This window comes from Pseudomonas abyssi (assembly GCF_003444685.1).
GTDB lineage: Bacteria > Pseudomonadota > Gammaproteobacteria > Pseudomonadales > Pseudomonadaceae > Halopseudomonas > Halopseudomonas abyssi.
Genome location: NZ_LMAZ01000013.1, coordinates 1 through 15,935 on the forward strand (window position 1 = coordinate 1; position 15,935 = coordinate 15,935).

A 15,935-nucleotide genomic window follows, 5' to 3' on the forward strand; every position below is an offset into this window, starting at 1 on the left:
AGACATGCTGCCGTCCTCTTTCCCGCCAGCCCTGCGCTACTCGCCCGCGTAAACGGGGAGTTGGTCCGTGCAGTCTTCACGCCTTGCAACACCCCTGATCGTCCCTCGCTCTGCGTGGAATGCCTGCAAGGACGCTCTGCGCCCGGTCTGGCGGAGCGCGGAAGCCATCACTGCACTGCTAAAACATATCCAGCGGATCAATATCAATCGACCAGCGCACCTTGCGCGCCAGCGGGTGCTGCTCCAGTGCCGGCAGCAGCATGTGCACCAGCTGGTGCAGCACCGAGCGCTGGGCGGCTTGCATCAGTAGTTGGGCGCGGTGGCGGCCGGCGCGGCGTTCCATCGGTGAGGGCACCGGGCCGAGCAGCTCGATATCTGCCAGCTGATGCTGCGCGACCAACGCCTCGGCCTGCGCCAGCGCGGCTTCGAGAAAGTCCTCCGCGGCACGCACGTGGTTGGCTTCGGCGCGCAGCAGCGCCATAAAACGATAGGGCGGCAGCTGGGCTATTTCGCGCTCGGCCAGTTCGCGCTCGGCAATCGCCGGGTAGCCGCGCTCGGTCAGTTCGATCAGCAACGGGTGCTCGGCCATGTGGGTCTGAATGATCACCTGGCCCGGCTTCTCGGCGCGGCCGGCGCGGCCTGCAACCTGGGTGATCATCTGCGCCATGCGTTCGGGGCCACGGAAGTCGGCGGAGAACAGCCCGCCGTCGGCATCCAGAATGGCGACCAGGGTCACGTTGGGAAAATGATGTCCCTTGGCGAGCATCTGGGTGCCGACCAGAATGCACGGCTGGGCGCTGTGGATGATGGTCATCATGTCCTGCATGGCGCGCTTGCGGCTCATGCTTTCGCGATCAATGCGCAGCACCGTGGTGTCGGCAAAACGCTCCTTGAGAAACTCCTCGGTGCGCTCGGTGCCGGCACCCAGCGGGCGCAGGTCTTCGCTCTGGCATTTGGGGCAGTGGCGATCGAGCGGGCGCTGGCTGTTGCAGTGATGGCAATGCAGGTGGGGCGGCGACTGGTGTACCGTCATGCGCGCGTCGCAGCGGCGGCATTCGGCGATCCAGCCACAGTCGTGACACATCAGGGTGGGTGCAAAGCCACGGCGGTTGATAAATACCAGTACCTGGTTGCCGCGTCCGAGGTGCTGGCCGATCAGCTCGGTCAGCGGACGCGACAGGCCGCCCTCCAGCGGGCGACTGCGGATATCCAAGCATTGAAAGGACGGCGCTTTGGCATTGCCGGCGCGCAGTGTCAGGCGCAGGTGTCGGTAGCGGCCCTGCTCTACGTTGTGCAGGCTTTCCAGCGAGGGTGTGGCGGAGCCGAGAATCACCGGCGTCTGTTCCAGATGGCCGCGATAGACGGCCAGGTCGCGGGCGTTGTAGCGCAGACCGTCCTGCTGTTTATAGGACAGGTCGTGCTCTTCGTCGACGATGATCAGGCCGGGACGGGCCAGCGGCGTGAAGATGGCCGAGCGGGTGCCAATGATGATGGCGGCCTCGCCGTCGCGGGCGGCTATCCAGGCGTCCAGCCGCTCGCGGTCGTTGAGGCCCGAGTGCAAAATCACCACGGGCGCACTGAAGCGCTGCTGGAAGCGGTTCAGCGTCTGCGGCGTCAGACCGATCTCGGGGATCAGCACCAGCGCCTGATGGCCGCTCAGCAGACAGCGTTCGATCGCCTGCAGGTACACCTCGGTCTTGCCGCTGCCGGTGACGCCTTCGAGCAGCCAGGTGTGAAAGCCCTCGGCGCCCAGAATGGCATCCAGCGCTGCCCGCTGTTCGTCATTGGCGGTCAGGTGCGCTTCCCTTAATAAAGGCAGCGGTTCAGCAATATGGTGTGGCGATTGCTCAATGCGTTGCACCAGCCCCTTGGTTTCCAGGGTGCTCAGGGTGTCGCGGCTCAGCCCCCATTGGCTGATCAGCGCGTGGGACAGGCCGTGCGGATGTTGCGTCAGGACTTGCACCGCCTGCTTCTGTTTCGGTGCGCGGGCAATCGCCGGGTGTTCCGGGTAGGCGCCGGGCAGCAGCTGCCAGAGTTGATCCTGGCGTGCCAGCGCCGGTTCGCCCTGGCGCAGTAGCACCGGCAGCGCCACGCTCAGGGTGTCGCCCAGCCCGTGCTGATAGTAACGCGCGGTCCATTGGCACAGGCGCCAGAGGCTGTCGGGCAGCAGCGGGGCGTGATCGAGCAGGGCTTCGGCAGGCTTGAGGCGGTTTTCCGGGACCTCGGAGTGATCGCTGATGCCGGCGATCAGGCCGACCAGCGCGCGTTTGCCAAAAGGCACCCGCACGCGCTGGCCGGTCTGCAGGTCAGCCGCGGCCACGCCCCGCGGCGCGCGGTAGTCGAACAGGCGGCGCAGGGGAGAGGGCAGGGCTACTTGCAGGATGGGTCCGGTCACACAAATCACTCCTTATGGGAGTGGGATGGTACCACCGACAGGTGGAAAGCTGCGGTGCTTGCGTCGTTGCTGGATTCTGTTATTATCGCCGGCCTATTTTCCGGTCAGTCTGTTTGCGCCCCTTGTGGCATCCAGGTACGGTCCGGTAGACAGCTATTGCGTGCGGTGCCCGATCAGGTTGATCCGGTGGCGGCACAAACCAACCGAGGACTTTCCCATGAAAGCTGATGTGCATCCGAACTACGAAACAATCGAAGCGACCTGCAGCTGCGGCGCGGTAATCACTACCCGTTCCACCCTGTGCGCCCCGATCCACCTGGACGTTTGCTCCTCCTGCCACCCGTTCTACACCGGTAAGCAGAAGGTTCTGGACACTGGCGGACGTATCGAGCGCTTCAAGGCGCGTTTCGGCGCAGTCAGCAGCAAGTAATCGGTTTCTTTGAGCCTTATGGCTCTGGCGAAACACAAAAAGGCGTCCCTCTGGGGCGCCTTTTTTGTTGCCTGTGCGCTGCTGGGTTGCGGGCCGGCTCAGAGCGAAGCCCCCGCGGCGCTGCCTGCCGTCTGCAGTATGCCGGAGACGGCGCAGCCGGTGCGCAGTCGCAGTGTCACCGACGGAGACACTCTGCGCCTCAGCGATGGGCGGCGCCTGCGCCTGATCGGTATCAACACGCCGGAAATAGGCCGCGACGGCGCACCGTCCGAGCCCTACGCCCAGGCCGCGCGTCGGGCTCTGCAAGCGCTGGTTGAGCATCAGCCACTGCAGCTGATGCTGGGTGAGGATGCCCGTGATCATTACGGTCGCGCGCTGGGCTATCTGTTTGACGAGCAGGGGCGCAACATTGAGGCGCTGCTGCTCAGCGAAGGGCTGGGTTATGCGCTGGTGATTCCGCCGAACGATCTGCTCGCCGACTGCCACCAGGCCGCCGAGCAGCAAGCGCGGCAGGCGCAGCGCGGGCTGTGGCAGAACCCGCAGATTCTCTCGCTGGACGATCTTGATAGCGCTGGATTCCTGCTGTTGCGCGGACGAGTGGCGGCGGTGACGCCTTCCCGCCATGCCCTGTGGATTGACCTGGACGGGCCGCTGACCCTGAGACTGGAGCGCCGAGACCTGGGTTACTTTGACGCTGAGCCCGGTGCCGAGCTGGTTGGCCAGCAAGTCGAGGTGCGTGGCTGGGTTATCGATCGGCGGGGGCGGCAGGCCGTGCGCGACGGGTTTCGGCGCTACATGATCAGCCTGCGCCACCCGGCGCAGTGGCAAGTGAGCAGCAAGTAATCACCCCGTCAACATGGCTCAAAGTTGTAAGGTTTTGTCCTTGACATTGATCTCGTGAATGACCTTGCGGGTGGAAGTGCTTTTATGTACTCTCCGTCGTCCGCATGAGCAACCTGACCGGAAGTTATTGACCATGTCTGATTTGAGAACTGATGCACTCGACTATCACGCCAACCCGCGCCCCGGCAAACTGAGCGTTGAACTGACCAAGCCGACCGCGACCGCGCGTGATCTGGCACTGGCTTACAGCCCGGGTGTAGCAGAACCGGTGCGTGAAATCGCCAAGGATCTGGAAAACGCCTACAAATACACCGGTAAGGGCAACCTGGTTGCCGTTATCTCTGATGGCACCGCCATTCTCGGTCTGGGGAACCTCGGCCCGCTGGCGAGCAAGCCGGTTATGGAAGGCAAGGGTGTTCTGTTCAAGCGTTTCGCTGGCGTTGACGTTTTCGACATCGAAGTTGAAGCCGAGAGCCCGCAGGCCTTCATCGACACCGTTAAGCGCATTTCCTGCACCTTCGGTGGCATCAACCTGGAAGACATCAAGGCGCCCGAGTGCTTTGAAATCGAGCGCGCGCTGATCGAGCAGTGCGACATCCCGGTATTCCACGATGATCAGCACGGTACTGCGATTGTGACCGCAGCCGCCATGATCAACGCGCTGGAGCTGGCCGATAAGGTCATCGAAGACGCCAAGATCGTCTGCCTGGGCGCTGGCGCTGCCGCTATCGCCTGCATGAAGCTGCTGGTCAGCATGGGTGCCAAGGCTGAAAACATCTTCATGCTCGACCGTAAAGGCGTGATCCACGCCGGTCGCGATGACCTGAACGAATACAAGGCGATTTTCGCCACCGAGACTGACAAGCGCACTCTGACTGACGCCCTGAAAGGCGCCGACGTGTTCGTTGGTCTGTCCGGTCCGAACCTGCTGCCGCCGGCTGATCTGAAGCTGATGGCCGAAAACCCGATCGTGTTTGCCTGCTCGAACCCTGATCCGGAAATCGACCCCGCGGCGGCTCACGCTTCGCGTCCTGACGTGATCATGGCGACCGGTCGTTCCGACTACCCGAACCAGGTCAATAACGTACTGGGCTTCCCCTTCATCTTCCGTGGCGCGCTGGACGTTCGTGCAACTGCCATCAACGAAGAAATGAAGATTGCTGCTGTACACGCGATCCGTGAACTGGCCAAAGAGCCGGTACCGGAGTACATCTCCCAGGCGTACGGCGGTATCAAGCTGGAGTTTGGTCGTGAGTACATCATTCCCAAGCCGATGGACGTTCGTCTGATCGAGAAGGTGCCGGCTGCTGTTGCCCAGGCTGCCATCGATTCTGGCGTAGCGACCCTGCCGTACCCGGCGCATTACCCGCTCAAGTCGGTCGAAGACTGCATCTGAACGGCATTGCGTTGAATGAAAAACCCGCTTCGGCGGGTTTTTTTGTGTCCGTTCAGCGGGTTCAATCCAGATCGATCACTATCTTGCCTTGCAGCAGATCCGCACGCAGCAGCGCGCCGGGCGCAGGCTTGCGCTCCAGCAGAGTGCGGGCCAGGACCGGTTCCAACTGATGGCGGAAGGTGCGGGCCATGGCGCGGGCACCAAAGCGGCGGTCGTAGCCTTCGGTAGCCAGATAGTGCCGAAGCGCGGGGCTGAGCAGCAGTTGTACTTGATGGCGTACCAGGCGCTGGTTGAGTTGTTCTAGAGCCAGGTCGACTAGCTGATCCAACTGACCTGCACCCAGTGGCCGGTAGCTGATACGGTGGTCCAGGCGGTTGATGAATTCAGGATCAAAGCGGTTGTGCAGCGCGCGGACCTGCCTGCGTTGCTGCAACTGCTGGCGCCAGGAGGCTGGCAGCAGGCGGCCCCATCCCTGCTCCAGCCGCTGCGCCGCCTGGGCACCGAGATTGCTGGTCAGGAAGATCAGGCTGTTGCGAAAGTCCAGGGTGGCGTTGCCGGCGCTGAGTCGCAGCTGGCCGTTGTCGAGGATGTTCATCAAGGCACGAATGACCGGGTCACTGGCCTTTTCCAGTTCGTCGAACAACACCACGCCGGGGTGCCCAAAGCGGCCTTCGATGGTCTCGCGGTCGAACAGCGTCGTGCCTTCCTTGCTGCCCACATAACCCGGCGGGGCGCCGGTCAGCGACGCTGCATAGTGCTCCTGAGCCAGAGTGTTCATGTCGATGCGGCATAGCGCGTCGGCACGCCCATGGATGGCTTCGGCGATCAAGCGCACGGTTTCGGTCTTGCCGACGCCGGTCGGGCCGAGCAGCAGGAATACGCCGAGCGGGCGACGGGGGTCGCCCAGCTCCGCCTTGACGACCGCCAGGCTGCCGGCAATCTCAGCCAGCGCTGCGGGTTGACCTAGAATGCGCTGTTGCAGGCGCTGGGCGATAGCGTCCGGCTCAAACTCGAAGCGCGAGACCGCAGTACGCGGCGCCGCCCGCAGGTTCTGCTGCTGGTTGTCGGCCAGTAGCTCGTTGATGAACGGCATGGGCGGGCGCTCAGGCGCCGGCCTCCCGTTCCTTGCCCGGATGCGGTAGCTCGCCCACCGGGCAGTCAGCCACGCCGATGGTGGTGCGCGTCATCGCCTCTACATTGTCGCGGGCTTTCTCGGCATCCAGAACCCAGGTGCGATAGAAGTCGAAGGGGCAATCAGCCACGCCGCGGTCACCATCGCCGGAGTTGTACATGCCGGTGTAGCCGCGGTGCAGCAGCTTGAACAGGTGATTCTGCGATTGGTCATTGGCCCGCGCATCGCGGATCTGCGAGACCGACAGCTGCGCGTATTGCACGCCCATGTCTTCCTCGCCACATTCGCCGAGGGTGCGGCCGTCAAAGCCGATGATCGCGGAGTGGCCAAAGTAGCTGTAAACCCCATCAAAGCCGGTAGCGTTGGCCACGGCCACGTAGCAGTTGTTGGCCCAGGCCATGGTCTTGGCCATCATCACCTGCTGGTCCTTGGCCGGATACATATAGCCCTGACAACGCACGATCAGCTCGGCGCCTTTCATCGCGCAGTCGCGCCAGATTTCCGGGTAGTTGCCGTCGTCGCAGATGATCAGGCTGATCTTCATGCCTTTGGGGCCGTCGGACACATAGGTGCGATCACCCGGATACCAGCCCTCGATCGGGCACCAGGGAATGCACTTGCGGTACTTCTGCACGATCTCGCCCTGGTCGTTGATCAGAATCAGCGTGTTGTAGGGCGCCTTGTTCGGGTGCTCTTCATGTTGCTCGCCGGTCAGTGAGAAAATGCCCCAGGTTTTCGCCTTTTTGCAGGCTTCGCTGAAGATGCGGGTTTCATCGCCGGGTACGGTGGTGGCGGTGGCCATCATCTCGTCGCCGTCGTACATGATGCCCATGGTGCTGTATTCCGGGAACACCACCAGATCCATGCCGGGCAGGCCCTGTTTCATGCCGATGATCATGTCGGCAATCTTGCGCGCGTTGTCGAGTACCTCCTCGCGGGTGTGCAGGCGCGGCATCTTGTAGTTGACGACGGCGACACCGACGGTATCGGGACTGCTGGAAATATCTCCGTGACGCATGGGTAACTCCTTCGTTGCGGTTGAGTTGCAGTCAGTTGCGCCCGATGCCGAGTTTGTCGACCCGATAGCGCAGTTGCCGCAGGCTGATGTTCAGGCGCCGGGCGGCTTCGGACTGGTTGTTGTTGGTTTGCGAGAGCATGGCGCGGATGCGGTCGGCTTCGTCTTCCTGCACCCAGTTGTAGGCCCGGCCATATTGGCGCGGGGGCTCGATGGCCGCATCGTCGCTGGGCGGCGGATTGCTCTGGCGGTTGGCCGGAATGGTGATGGCGCTTTCGGAGGCCAGCGCCTGACGCAGCTTGTCCGCCTCCAGCAGCTCCTGATCGCTGGTCAGCGCGGCCCGTTCCAGTACGTTCTGCAGCTGGCGGATATTGCCCGGCCAGGCGAAGTTCTCCATAACGGAGAACGCCTCCGGGGCGAGGCTCCAGTTGCGTTCGTAGTGGTGATTGAGTTCGTTGAGAAAGTGCAGGGCCAGTTGGCGAATGTCTTCCTGGCGTTCGCGCAGCGGCGGCAGATGCACCGGCACCACATGCAGGCGATAGAACAGGTCGAGGCGGAAGGCGCCCTGATTGACCGAGGCCTGCAGGTTGACGTGGGTGGCGGTGATGACGCGAAAGTCGACGGCGACGGAGTCGTGACTGCCGATCGGGTCGACCTTCTTCTCCTGCAGAACGCGCAGCAGTTTGGCCTGCAGGGACAGCGGCATGTCGCCGATTTCATCGAGGAACAGGGTGCCGCCGTCAGCCTGCACGATCTTGCCCTGCTTGTTCTGCGAGGCGCCGGTAAAGGCGCCTTTGGTGTGGCCGAACAGTTCGGACTCCAGCAGGTCTGCCGGGATGGCCGCACAATTGATGCAGATGAACGGTTTCTCGCGCCGATCGCTCTGCTGGTGGATCATCCGCGCGAATTTTTCCTTGCCGGTACCTGACTCACCCAGCAGCATGACCGGCGCGTCGCTATGGGCGACCTGAATGGTTGAGCGCACCGCGTCCATCAGCGCCGGGCTGCTGCCAAGAATGCCGTGGGCGAGGCTTTGCTTGAGCATGCCTTCGACCGCGATGCTGTGGCGCAGGCTCTGGTTTTCCTTGACCAGGTGCTCGGTCTGGTCGACGACAAACTGATGGATGCGCAGCACCTGGCCGATCATTGCGGCGGCCACGCGCAGCAGGCTGATATCTTCGTCGAAGGGGCGTTCGTGCATGCCTTCGCGCTGCACCGAGAGCACGCCGATGGGGGTGCCTGATTCGAGAATGGGCACGGCGATAAAGGCCATGCGTCCGCCGCTATGATGCGACAGCTCGGTAATACGGCGCACGAATAGCGGCTCGTTATTGACGTCGGGGACCAGACCAATCGAGCCGGTGCGCATGACGTAGCCGGTCACACCCTGGTTGATGTCCAGATTGAAGCGCCCGGCCTTGAGGTCCTCTGGTGCCAGGCCGTAGGCATACTTCACCTGCAGCGTCTTGGAGCCGGGGTCGGGCAGGCTCACCCGTCCGCAGTTCAGACCATACAGCTGGGCCAGCAGGCGCAGGATGCCCTGAATGGTGCGCGGGGCATCAAGTGGCTTCTCCAGCAGTTTGGCCATCTCCAGAATGACGATCAGTTCGCGCTTCATCATCTGTTGGGCCGTCCGTTCCTGAGTGACATTCAAGATGAGCAGGTCCTCCGCGTTGGCGAAAATCCACGCGACCTGTCACCGCTGTACTGGATACCGAGGCGGTATTAGTGGCTGATCATCCAGGGTCGTCGTGGACCAGACTGTTGTTTGAGGGCAGGAGGTTCTCCCTCCTTGCGTTTGGTGTGCTGGCAACTTCCGGAGCTGCAACAACTGTGCCCGTGGTTCACCTTGGGCGCGTGGGCGCTTCGCTCGTTGGTCTCATGGGCCTTGCGCTGATGGGCGCTGAGTGTCTGCAGGCGCGGGGCGCTAAGGCGCCGCTGCATGGGCCGCTCGCACATCGGGCAGGCCCGCGGCAGGTTGCGTTCATTGCTGGGTAGCAGGGCTTCAAAAGGCCCGCAGGTGTCACATTCAAAATCGTACAGAGGCATTTTTTGCTCCCGAAAAGTGCGAAATAGAGGATGCGGCCCGCCCAAGCTGGTGCGGGCCACTGCGTTGCTATCAGCCTTTCCAGAGGGCAGTCGGGACCTCCGGGCTGTCGACCGCGATGGTCGGGCCTTCGGCGTTCGGCATGATGTCGAAGTCGAAGATCTCGGTCGGAATCCAGATGGTGGCGCAGACGTTCGGCACGTCGACAATGCCGCTGATGTGGCCCTGTACCGGCGCAGTGCCGAGCAGCGAGTACGCCTGGGCGCCGCTGTAGCCGAACTTCTTCAGGTACTCGATGGCGTTCAGGCAGGCCTGACGGTAGGCCACATGCGCATCGAGGTAGTGCTGCTTGCCGCTTTCGTCGACCGAGATGCCTTCAAAGATCAAATGCTTCTTGTAGCTGGGCGCCATGTCGCTGGGCTGGAAGATCGGGTTCTTCACGCCGTACTTCTTGCAGCCGTCTTTGATGATGTTGACGCGAATGTGAATCCAGCCGGCCATTTCGATGGCGCCGCAGAAGGTGATTTCGCCGTCGCCCTGGGAGAAGTGCAGGTCGCCCATCGACAGCCCGCCGCCCTTGACGTACACCGGGAAGAACACGCGCGAGCCCTTGGTCAGGTCCTTGATGTCGCAGTTGCCGCCGTGTTCACGCGGCGGCACGGTACGCGCGCCTTCGGCGGCGACCTTGGTCGCGGCATCGCCGCTGGCGCGGCCGACGTGGGCGGTCGGTGCGTAGGGTGGGTTGGCCAGGCCGGGCACGCGATTGGGGTCGGTGTCGATCAGCGCCTGCTCACGGGTGTTCCACTCGTCCAGCAGCTCCTGCGACGGCAGGCAGCCGATCAGGCCGGGGTGCATCAGGCCGATGAATTCCACGCCCGGAATATGGCGCGACTTGGTATAGATGCCGTTGAAGTCCCAGATGGTCTTGCGCGCTTCCGGGTAGTGTTCGGTCAGAAAGCCGCCGCCGTTTTCCTTGGCGAAGACCCCATTGAAGCCCCACATCTGATCGGCAAAGGCGCCAATGTCGAGGATATCAACGACCAGCAGGTCGCCCGGCTCGGCGCCTTCGACCGCAATTGGCCCACTGAGGTAGTGCACCTTGCTGAGGTCGACGTCGCGTACGTCTTCAGCGCTGTCGTTATTGCCGATCTGGCCGCCGGTCCAGTCCATGCACTCGACAATAAAGTCCGAGCCGGGCTTGACCGTCGCCACCATGGGCACGTCCGGGTGCCAGCGATTGTGGATGTTGTCGTGTTCCTGGGGGCTTTTGCTCAGGTCGATCTTGATCAGTGTTTCTGCCATGACAGCGAATCCTCTGCTTGGGTGATGAGTCGGGCCCGTGGATGGACCGTACTGTTCCCTGAGCAGAAGCCGTGCCAGCTTTGTTTTGTTTTTATTATTCCTTATATATCAGGGTCTTAAGCGAATTGTTCGGCGCATTGTCAGGCGCTGAGACGGGCGGGTTTAACAATGTCACTAAGTGATGTTGGACATTGTCATGACAATGTCAGGTGCAGATTGTCATTTCCCCCGGCCGTTGCTTGACATTGGCGGCAACGGAGCGCTCGGAAGATTTTGATACAGCTATGCAGTTGATTGATCTGCAAAGGATTTTTGGCCGTCATGGCGGTTTGACAGTGCGCACTCTGGCGCGCTGGCACAGTGGTTGCTGTAGGCCTTGGTGACAGGCAAGGCAGGCCGGGGAGAGAGGTCTGCCAGCCGGTTCTACTCACATCAAGGAGATTCACCCTATGCAAGACTCAAAACGCAGCAAGCCAGCCTGGAAGCGTGGCCTGATCGGTCTGGCGCTGGGCACAGGTCTGGGCCTGGCCAGCATGGCGGGTGCGGCAGATATGCCGACGGCTGAGGTCAATACCACCGGACTGGCCGTGACCGACGACACCGTCAAGGTCGGTATTCTCCACTCCATTACCGGCACCATGGCGATCAGTGAGACCGGCTCGGTGGAAGCGGAGATGCTCGCCATCGAGCAGATCAACGCCATGGGCGGTGTGCTGGGTCGTCAGATTGAAATCATTCAGGAAGATGGCGCCAGCGACTGGCCGACGTTTGCTGAGAAGGCGCGCAAGCTGCTGGTGCAGGACAGCGTAGCGGCGGTATTCGGCTGCTGGACCTCCGCCTCGCGTAAAGCGGTGCTGCCGGTCTTCGAGAAAGAAAACGGCATGCTCTACTACCCGACCTTCTACGAAGGGCTGGAGCAGTCCAAGAACGTCATCTACACCGGTCAGGAAGCCACCCAGCAGATCATTGCCGGCCTGGACTGGATTGCCGAAGAGAAGGACGCCAAAACCTTCTATCTGGTCGGCTCCGACTACATCTGGCCCCGCACCTCCAACAAGATCGCGCGCAAGCACATTGAAGACGTGCTGGGCGGCGAGGTTGTCGGTGAAGAGTACTACCCGCTGGGCAACACCAACTTCGGTTCGCTGATCAACAAGATCCGTCTGAAAAAGCCTGACGTCGTTTACTCCAGCATTGTTGGCGGCTCCAACGTGGCCTGGTGGAAACAGCTGAACGCTGCCGGCATCACTGCGGATCGTCAGACCATCATGACCATCTCCGTGACCGAGGACGAAGTGCTGGGTATCGGTGGCGAGAACATGGAAGGTTTCTACTCCGCGATGAAGTACTTCCAGTCGCTGGACAACGAAAACAACCAGGCCTTTGTTGAAGCGTTCAAGGCCCGCTGGGGTGAAGACAGCGTCATCGGTGACGTAACACAGGCTGCCTACCTTGGCCCGTGGCTGTGGAAGGCTGCTGTCGAGAAAGCCGGCAGCTTCGATGTCGACGCCGTGGCTGAAGCCTCTGCCGAAATCGAGCTGACTACTGCGCCGGAAGGCTACGTGCGCATTCACCCGAACCACCACCTGTGGAGCAAGTTGCGGGTGGGTCAATGGGGTGCTGACGGCCAGGCCACCGTGGTGTACGAGTCCGACCTGATCGAACCGAACCCCTTCCCGGAAGGCTACCAGTAAGACGTCCGTTTGAAGTGATGCAACAGGGTGCGGTCCAGGTGGCCGCACCCGTTCTAGGAGAGTAATTATGGGCGGATATTCAAGTCAGGAGCTCGTGGCCATTTTCGTGATGCAGGGATTCAGTGGCCTGAGTCTGTTCTGCGTCTTTCTGCTGATGGCCCTTGGGCTGGCGATCATCTTCGGGCAGATGGGCGTCATTAATATGGCCCATGGTGAGTTTCTTACGCTGGGCGCCTACATCACCTGGATGGTATCCAAACTGGCCACGGAAACCTGGCCCTGGATGCAGCAGTTCTATTTTCCGCTGGCGGTTGCGCTGGCATTTCTCGGTACCTTCATACTTGGCTATCTGGTCGAGATGCTGTTGATCAGGCGCTTGTACGCGCGCCCGCTGGATACCCTGCTGGCCACCTGGGGGCTGGGGCTGATCATGCAGCAGATCTACCGGTCCACCTTTGGTCCGCGCGAGGTGAGTGTAGTCATGCCAGATTGGCTGATGGGCTCCTGGGCGCCGACCGACATCATCGATATCCCGCTTAACGGCCTGTTCGTCATGGGCATTACCGCGCTGATGACCGTGCTGGTGGTGATTCTGCTGTACCGCTCGCGCTGGGGCATCAAGGTACGCGCCACCACGCAGAACCGGTTGATGGCCAACGCGGCGGGGATCAATACCCAGCGGGTTGACCGTTTTACCTTTGCGCTGGGTTGCGGCATTGCCGGCGTCGCAGGTGCCGCCTTCACGACTATCGCCTCGACCGGCCCGACTACTGGCTCGCTCTATATCGTCGACACCTTCCTGGTGGTGGTGTTCGGTGGTGCTGCCAGCCTTTTCGGCACTGTGGTGTCGGCCTTCGGTATTGCCCAGTCGCAGTCGATTCTCGAGTTCTTCTTAAGTGGTTCCATGGCCAAGGTGATCACCTTGCTGACGGTGGTAGCCATTCTGATGTTCCGTCCCCAGGGGCTCTTTGCAAGCAAGGTGCGCCGCTGAGCGGCGTACTGGCTGGAGGTTATTGAAATGGATAAATGGATAGCAGCATTTGGGGGGCGGCAACGCTTGCTGCAGTTGCTGGCGCTGGCCGTCCTGCTGATGGTGATCCTGCCGCTGACGCTGGATATCTTCCGCCTGAACCTGGTCGGCAAGTACCTGACCTATGCCTTTGTTGCGGTCGGCCTGGTGCTCTGCTGGGGCTACGGCGGGATTCTCAGTCTGGGGCAGGGGGTGTTTTTCGGGATCGGTGGCTATTGCATGGCGATGTTTCTCAAGCTGGAGGCATCCAGCCCCGAGAACACCGCGATTCAAAGTACCCCGGGTATTCCGGACTTCATGGACTGGAACCAGATCACCGAGCTGCCGCTGGGCTGGATTCCCTTCCATAGTCTGACCCTGACCATCCTGTTGATCATGACGGTGCCGGCGCTGTTTGCCTTCCTGATCGGCGCGGCGATGTTCAAGCGCCGGGTAGGCGGTGTGTACTTTGCGATCATCACCCAGGCCATCGCCTCGATCGCGACCATTCTGATCATCGGCCAACAGGGTTATACCGGCGGCATTAATGGCATTACCGACCTGCGCACCTTGCTGGGGTGGGACATCCGTCCGGACAGCGCCAAGTACCTGCTGTATTTCCTCTGTTGCATCTTGCTGATTGCCTGCCTGTTGGTGGGGCAGTTTGTACTCAACAGTCGCTACGGAAAATTGCTGATCGCCATGCGCGACCAGGAAGACCGGGTGCGTTTCTCCGGCTACGACGTCGCCAATATCAAGATCTTCGTGTTTGCCCTGGCCGGCGTGTTCTCGGCGCTGGGTGGCGCGATGTTCGCGCTGCAGGTCGGCTTTATGTCACCGTCCTTTGTCGGCACCGTGGCCTCGATTGAAATGGTGATCTTCTGCGCGGTCGGTGGGCGTCTGTCGCTGATCGGTGCGGTCTACGGCGCGCTGCTGGTCAACCTGGCCAAGACACTGCTCTCGGAAAGCTTCCCGCAGCTGTGGATCGTCTTTATGGGCGCGCTGTTCATCGGGGTCGTGCTGCTGTTTCCGCAGGGGCTGGCCGGCATCTACGAAGATTACGTCCGTCCACAGGTTGCCAAACTGTTCTCGCGCAAGTCGAATGCCGAGTCGCAGGGCGATAAGGCCGTTGCTCAGGAGGCGCGCTGATGACTTCTCCCATTCTGCTGGCTATCGAAGACCTGACGGTTTCGTTCGATGGCTTCAAGGCGGTCGATGGCCTGAATCTGTACGTCGAACGCAACGAGGTGCGGGTGGTGATCGGGCCGAACGGCGCCGGCAAAACCACACTGCTGGATTTGATCTGCGGCAAGACCAAGGCCTCGGCCGGTTCGATCAAGTTCAAGGACACCGAGCTGACCAGGCTGGTCGAGCACGACATCGTCAAGGCCGGGGTCGGGCGCAAGTTTCAGACCCCGTCCATCTACGAAAACCTCACGGTGCGCGAGAACCTGGAGCTGTCGTACCCGAAAGGGCGCAACGTGTTCGGCAGTTTGTTCTTCAAGGTGACAGACGAGGTCAATGCGCGGGTGTTGGCGGTAGCGGAAGACATCTTCTTGAGTGATCGGCTCGATACCAGTGCCGGTCTGCTCAGTCACGGCCAGAAGCAGTGGCTGGAAATCGGCATGCTGCTGATCCAGGACCCGGAGCTGCTGATGCTGGATGAGCCGGTGGCCGGCATGAGTGTGTCCGAGCGTGAAGCCACCGCCGAGCTGCTCGGGCGGATCAGCCAGAACCGCTCGGTGATTGTGATCGAGCACGACATGGACTTCGTCAAGGACATCGCCCACCGCGTAACCGTGCTGCATCAAGGCAAATTACTCGCCGAAGGCAAGATGGACGAGGTTCAGGCAAACGAAAAGGTTATCGAGGTTTACCTCGGCCACTAACGGCAAAGGAGCATGAGCATGCTGAGCGTACGTGATCTGCGGGTCAGTTATGGCATGAGTGAGGTCATCCACGGTATCGACCTGGACGTGGGTGAGAATGAGACGGTCGCCATCATGGGGCGCAACGGCATGGGCAAGACCACGCTGTTCAAATCGCTGATCGGCATGATTCCCTGCAGTGGCGGGGAGATCAACTTCAACAGCAAGGAGCTGTCGAAGCTGCAGTCCTACCAGCGGGTCGCCAGTGGCGTGGCCTATGTACCTCAGGGTCGTATGGTGTTCCCGACACTGACCGTAGAGGAAAACATCATGGCCGGCCTGGAAGTGACCGGTCGGCGCAAGGTGCCGGATGACATCTATGAGTTGTTTCCGGTGCTACTGGAAATGCGCCACCGCAAGGCGGGCAACCTGTCGGGCGGACAGCAGCAGCAGCTGGCGATCGGACGAGCGCTGGCAGCCGACCCCAAGATACTCCTGCTGGATGAGCCAACCGAGGGGATTCAGCCTTCTATCATCAAGCAGCTGGCAACCACGCTCAACGAGATCAAGCAGTTGCGCAAGATCAGCATCGTGGTCTCAGAGCAGGTGCTGAGTTTTGCCCTGACGGTCGCGGATCGCATGTTGGTGATAGACAAGGGCAAGATCGTGCATGAGGCGGTGGGCGAGCAGATCGATAAGGACCATATCAGTCGTTATCTGTCGGTCTGATCGCTTGCCCCGTATGGGGCGAAAAGCCCGGTCCTTCATTGAGGACCGGGCTTTTTTGCGTGGATTGAAAATAAA

14 protein-coding genes are annotated in these 15,935 nt (G+C 61.3%); 8 read left to right on the forward strand and 6 right to left on the reverse strand.

Annotated elements, in window-relative coordinates; all coding sequences use genetic code 11:
* Positions 1-178: 178 nt before the first annotated feature.
* The gene (locus ASB58_RS19510) at positions 179-2,395 is read right to left on the reverse strand and encodes a primosomal protein N' (protein ID WP_118132050.1); all 2,217 of its coding nucleotides are present in this window, start codon (positions 2,393-2,395) and stop codon (positions 179-181) included.
* Positions 2,396-2,612: 217 nt separating this feature from the next.
* Between ASB58_RS19510 and rpmE the strand changes: the two genes are divergently transcribed.
* The 3 genes from rpmE (at position 2,613) to ASB58_RS19525 (ending at position 5,064) form a co-directional block, all read left to right on the forward strand.
* Complete coding sequence (gene rpmE, locus ASB58_RS19515; RefSeq protein ID WP_083724859.1) at positions 2,613-2,825, forward strand: 50S ribosomal protein L31; 213 nt, start codon at positions 2,613-2,615, stop codon at positions 2,823-2,825.
* An 18-nt stretch (positions 2,826-2,843) separates the two neighbouring features.
* Positions 2,844-3,668, forward strand: coding sequence for a thermonuclease family protein (locus ASB58_RS19520; protein WP_118132051.1), 825 nt, complete (start codon positions 2,844-2,846; stop codon positions 3,666-3,668).
* Positions 3,669-3,801: 133 nt separating this feature from the next.
* On the forward strand, positions 3,802-5,064 hold the full coding sequence (locus ASB58_RS19525) for a malic enzyme-like NAD(P)-binding protein (protein ID WP_096005752.1): 1,263 nt from the start codon (positions 3,802-3,804) through the stop codon (positions 5,062-5,064).
* Positions 5,065-5,125: 61 nt separating this feature from the next.
* On the opposite strand, the gene ASB58_RS19530 is transcribed toward ASB58_RS19525, so the two are convergent.
* The 5 genes from ASB58_RS19530 to fmdA all read right to left on the reverse strand — a co-directional run bounded on the left by ASB58_RS19530 (position 5,126) and on the right by fmdA (position 10,560).
* Complete coding sequence (locus tag ASB58_RS19530) at positions 5,126-6,157, reverse strand: AAA family ATPase (RefSeq protein ID WP_118132052.1); 1,032 nt, start codon at positions 6,155-6,157, stop codon at positions 5,126-5,128.
* 10 nt (positions 6,158-6,167) lie between these two features.
* Entirely contained in the window at positions 6,168-7,214 is a 1,047-nt protein-coding gene (locus tag ASB58_RS19535; RefSeq protein ID WP_118132053.1) for an aliphatic amidase, read from the reverse strand.
* Positions 7,215-7,245: 31 nt separating this feature from the next.
* Positions 7,246-8,832: a sigma-54-dependent Fis family transcriptional regulator gene (locus tag ASB58_RS19540; protein ID WP_118132054.1), complete on the reverse strand. Its 1,587-nt coding sequence runs from the start codon at positions 8,830-8,832 to the stop codon at positions 7,246-7,248.
* 104 nt (positions 8,833-8,936) lie between these two features.
* Entirely contained in the window at positions 8,937-9,260 is a 324-nt protein-coding gene (locus ASB58_RS19545) for an FmdB family zinc ribbon protein (RefSeq protein ID WP_096005748.1), read from the reverse strand.
* A gap of 70 nt (positions 9,261-9,330) precedes the next feature.
* Positions 9,331-10,560 (reverse strand): formamidase, encoded by a 1,230-nt coding sequence (gene fmdA, locus ASB58_RS19550; RefSeq protein ID WP_096005747.1) that lies wholly within the window; start codon positions 10,558-10,560, stop codon positions 9,331-9,333.
* Between the two features lie 533 nt (positions 10,561-11,093).
* Here fmdA and urtA point away from each other — a divergent pair.
* The 5 genes from urtA to urtE all read left to right on the forward strand — a co-directional run bounded on the left by urtA (position 11,094) and on the right by urtE (position 15,860).
* Complete coding sequence (gene urtA / locus ASB58_RS19555; RefSeq protein WP_202974662.1) at positions 11,094-12,254, forward strand: urea ABC transporter substrate-binding protein; 1,161 nt, start codon at positions 11,094-11,096, stop codon at positions 12,252-12,254.
* A gap of 67 nt (positions 12,255-12,321) precedes the next feature.
* Complete coding sequence (urtB, locus tag ASB58_RS19560) at positions 12,322-13,245, forward strand: urea ABC transporter permease subunit UrtB (protein WP_096005745.1); 924 nt, start codon at positions 12,322-12,324, stop codon at positions 13,243-13,245.
* Positions 13,246-13,272: 27 nt separating this feature from the next.
* Complete coding sequence (urtC, locus tag ASB58_RS19565) at positions 13,273-14,412, forward strand: urea ABC transporter permease subunit UrtC (protein ID WP_096005744.1); 1,140 nt, start codon at positions 13,273-13,275, stop codon at positions 14,410-14,412.
* Complete coding sequence (urtD, locus tag ASB58_RS19570; protein WP_118132055.1) at positions 14,412-15,152, forward strand: urea ABC transporter ATP-binding protein UrtD; 741 nt, start codon at positions 14,412-14,414, stop codon at positions 15,150-15,152. Before urtC ends, urtD begins: the two co-directional genes overlap by 1 nt.
* An 18-nt stretch (positions 15,153-15,170) precedes the next feature.
* Positions 15,171-15,860 (forward strand): urea ABC transporter ATP-binding subunit UrtE, encoded by a 690-nt coding sequence (gene urtE / locus ASB58_RS19575; protein ID WP_118132056.1) that lies wholly within the window; start codon positions 15,171-15,173, stop codon positions 15,858-15,860.
* Positions 15,861-15,935: the final 75 nt, after the last annotated feature.

Coding starts and splice junctions, on each gene's coding strand:
- rpmE (WP_083724859.1), top strand. CDS start 2,613: ATGAAAGCTGATGTGCATCCGAACTACGAAACAATCGAAGCGACCTGC.
- ASB58_RS19520 (WP_118132051.1), top strand. CDS start 2,844: ATGGCTCTGGCGAAACACAAAAAGGCGTCCCTCTGGGGCGCCTTTTTT.
- ASB58_RS19525 (WP_096005752.1), top strand. CDS start 3,802: ATGTCTGATTTGAGAACTGATGCACTCGACTATCACGCCAACCCGCGC.
- ASB58_RS19530 (WP_118132052.1), bottom strand. CDS start 6,157: ATGCCGTTCATCAACGAGCTACTGGCCGACAACCAGCAGCAGAACCTG.
- ASB58_RS19535 (WP_118132053.1), bottom strand. CDS start 7,214: ATGCGTCACGGAGATATTTCCAGCAGTCCCGATACCGTCGGTGTCGCC.
- ASB58_RS19540 (WP_118132054.1), bottom strand. CDS start 8,832: ATGATGAAGCGCGAACTGATCGTCATTCTGGAGATGGCCAAACTGCTG.
- ASB58_RS19545 (WP_096005748.1), bottom strand. CDS start 9,260: ATGCCTCTGTACGATTTTGAATGTGACACCTGCGGGCCTTTTGAAGCC.
- fmdA (WP_096005747.1), bottom strand. CDS start 10,560: ATGGCAGAAACACTGATCAAGATCGACCTGAGCAAAAGCCCCCAGGAA.
- urtA (WP_202974662.1), top strand. CDS start 11,094: ATGGCGGGTGCGGCAGATATGCCGACGGCTGAGGTCAATACCACCGGA.
- urtB (WP_096005745.1), top strand. CDS start 12,322: ATGGGCGGATATTCAAGTCAGGAGCTCGTGGCCATTTTCGTGATGCAG.
- urtC (WP_096005744.1), top strand. CDS start 13,273: ATGGATAAATGGATAGCAGCATTTGGGGGGCGGCAACGCTTGCTGCAG.
- urtD (WP_118132055.1), top strand. CDS start 14,412: ATGACTTCTCCCATTCTGCTGGCTATCGAAGACCTGACGGTTTCGTTC.
- urtE (WP_118132056.1), top strand. CDS start 15,171: ATGCTGAGCGTACGTGATCTGCGGGTCAGTTATGGCATGAGTGAGGTC.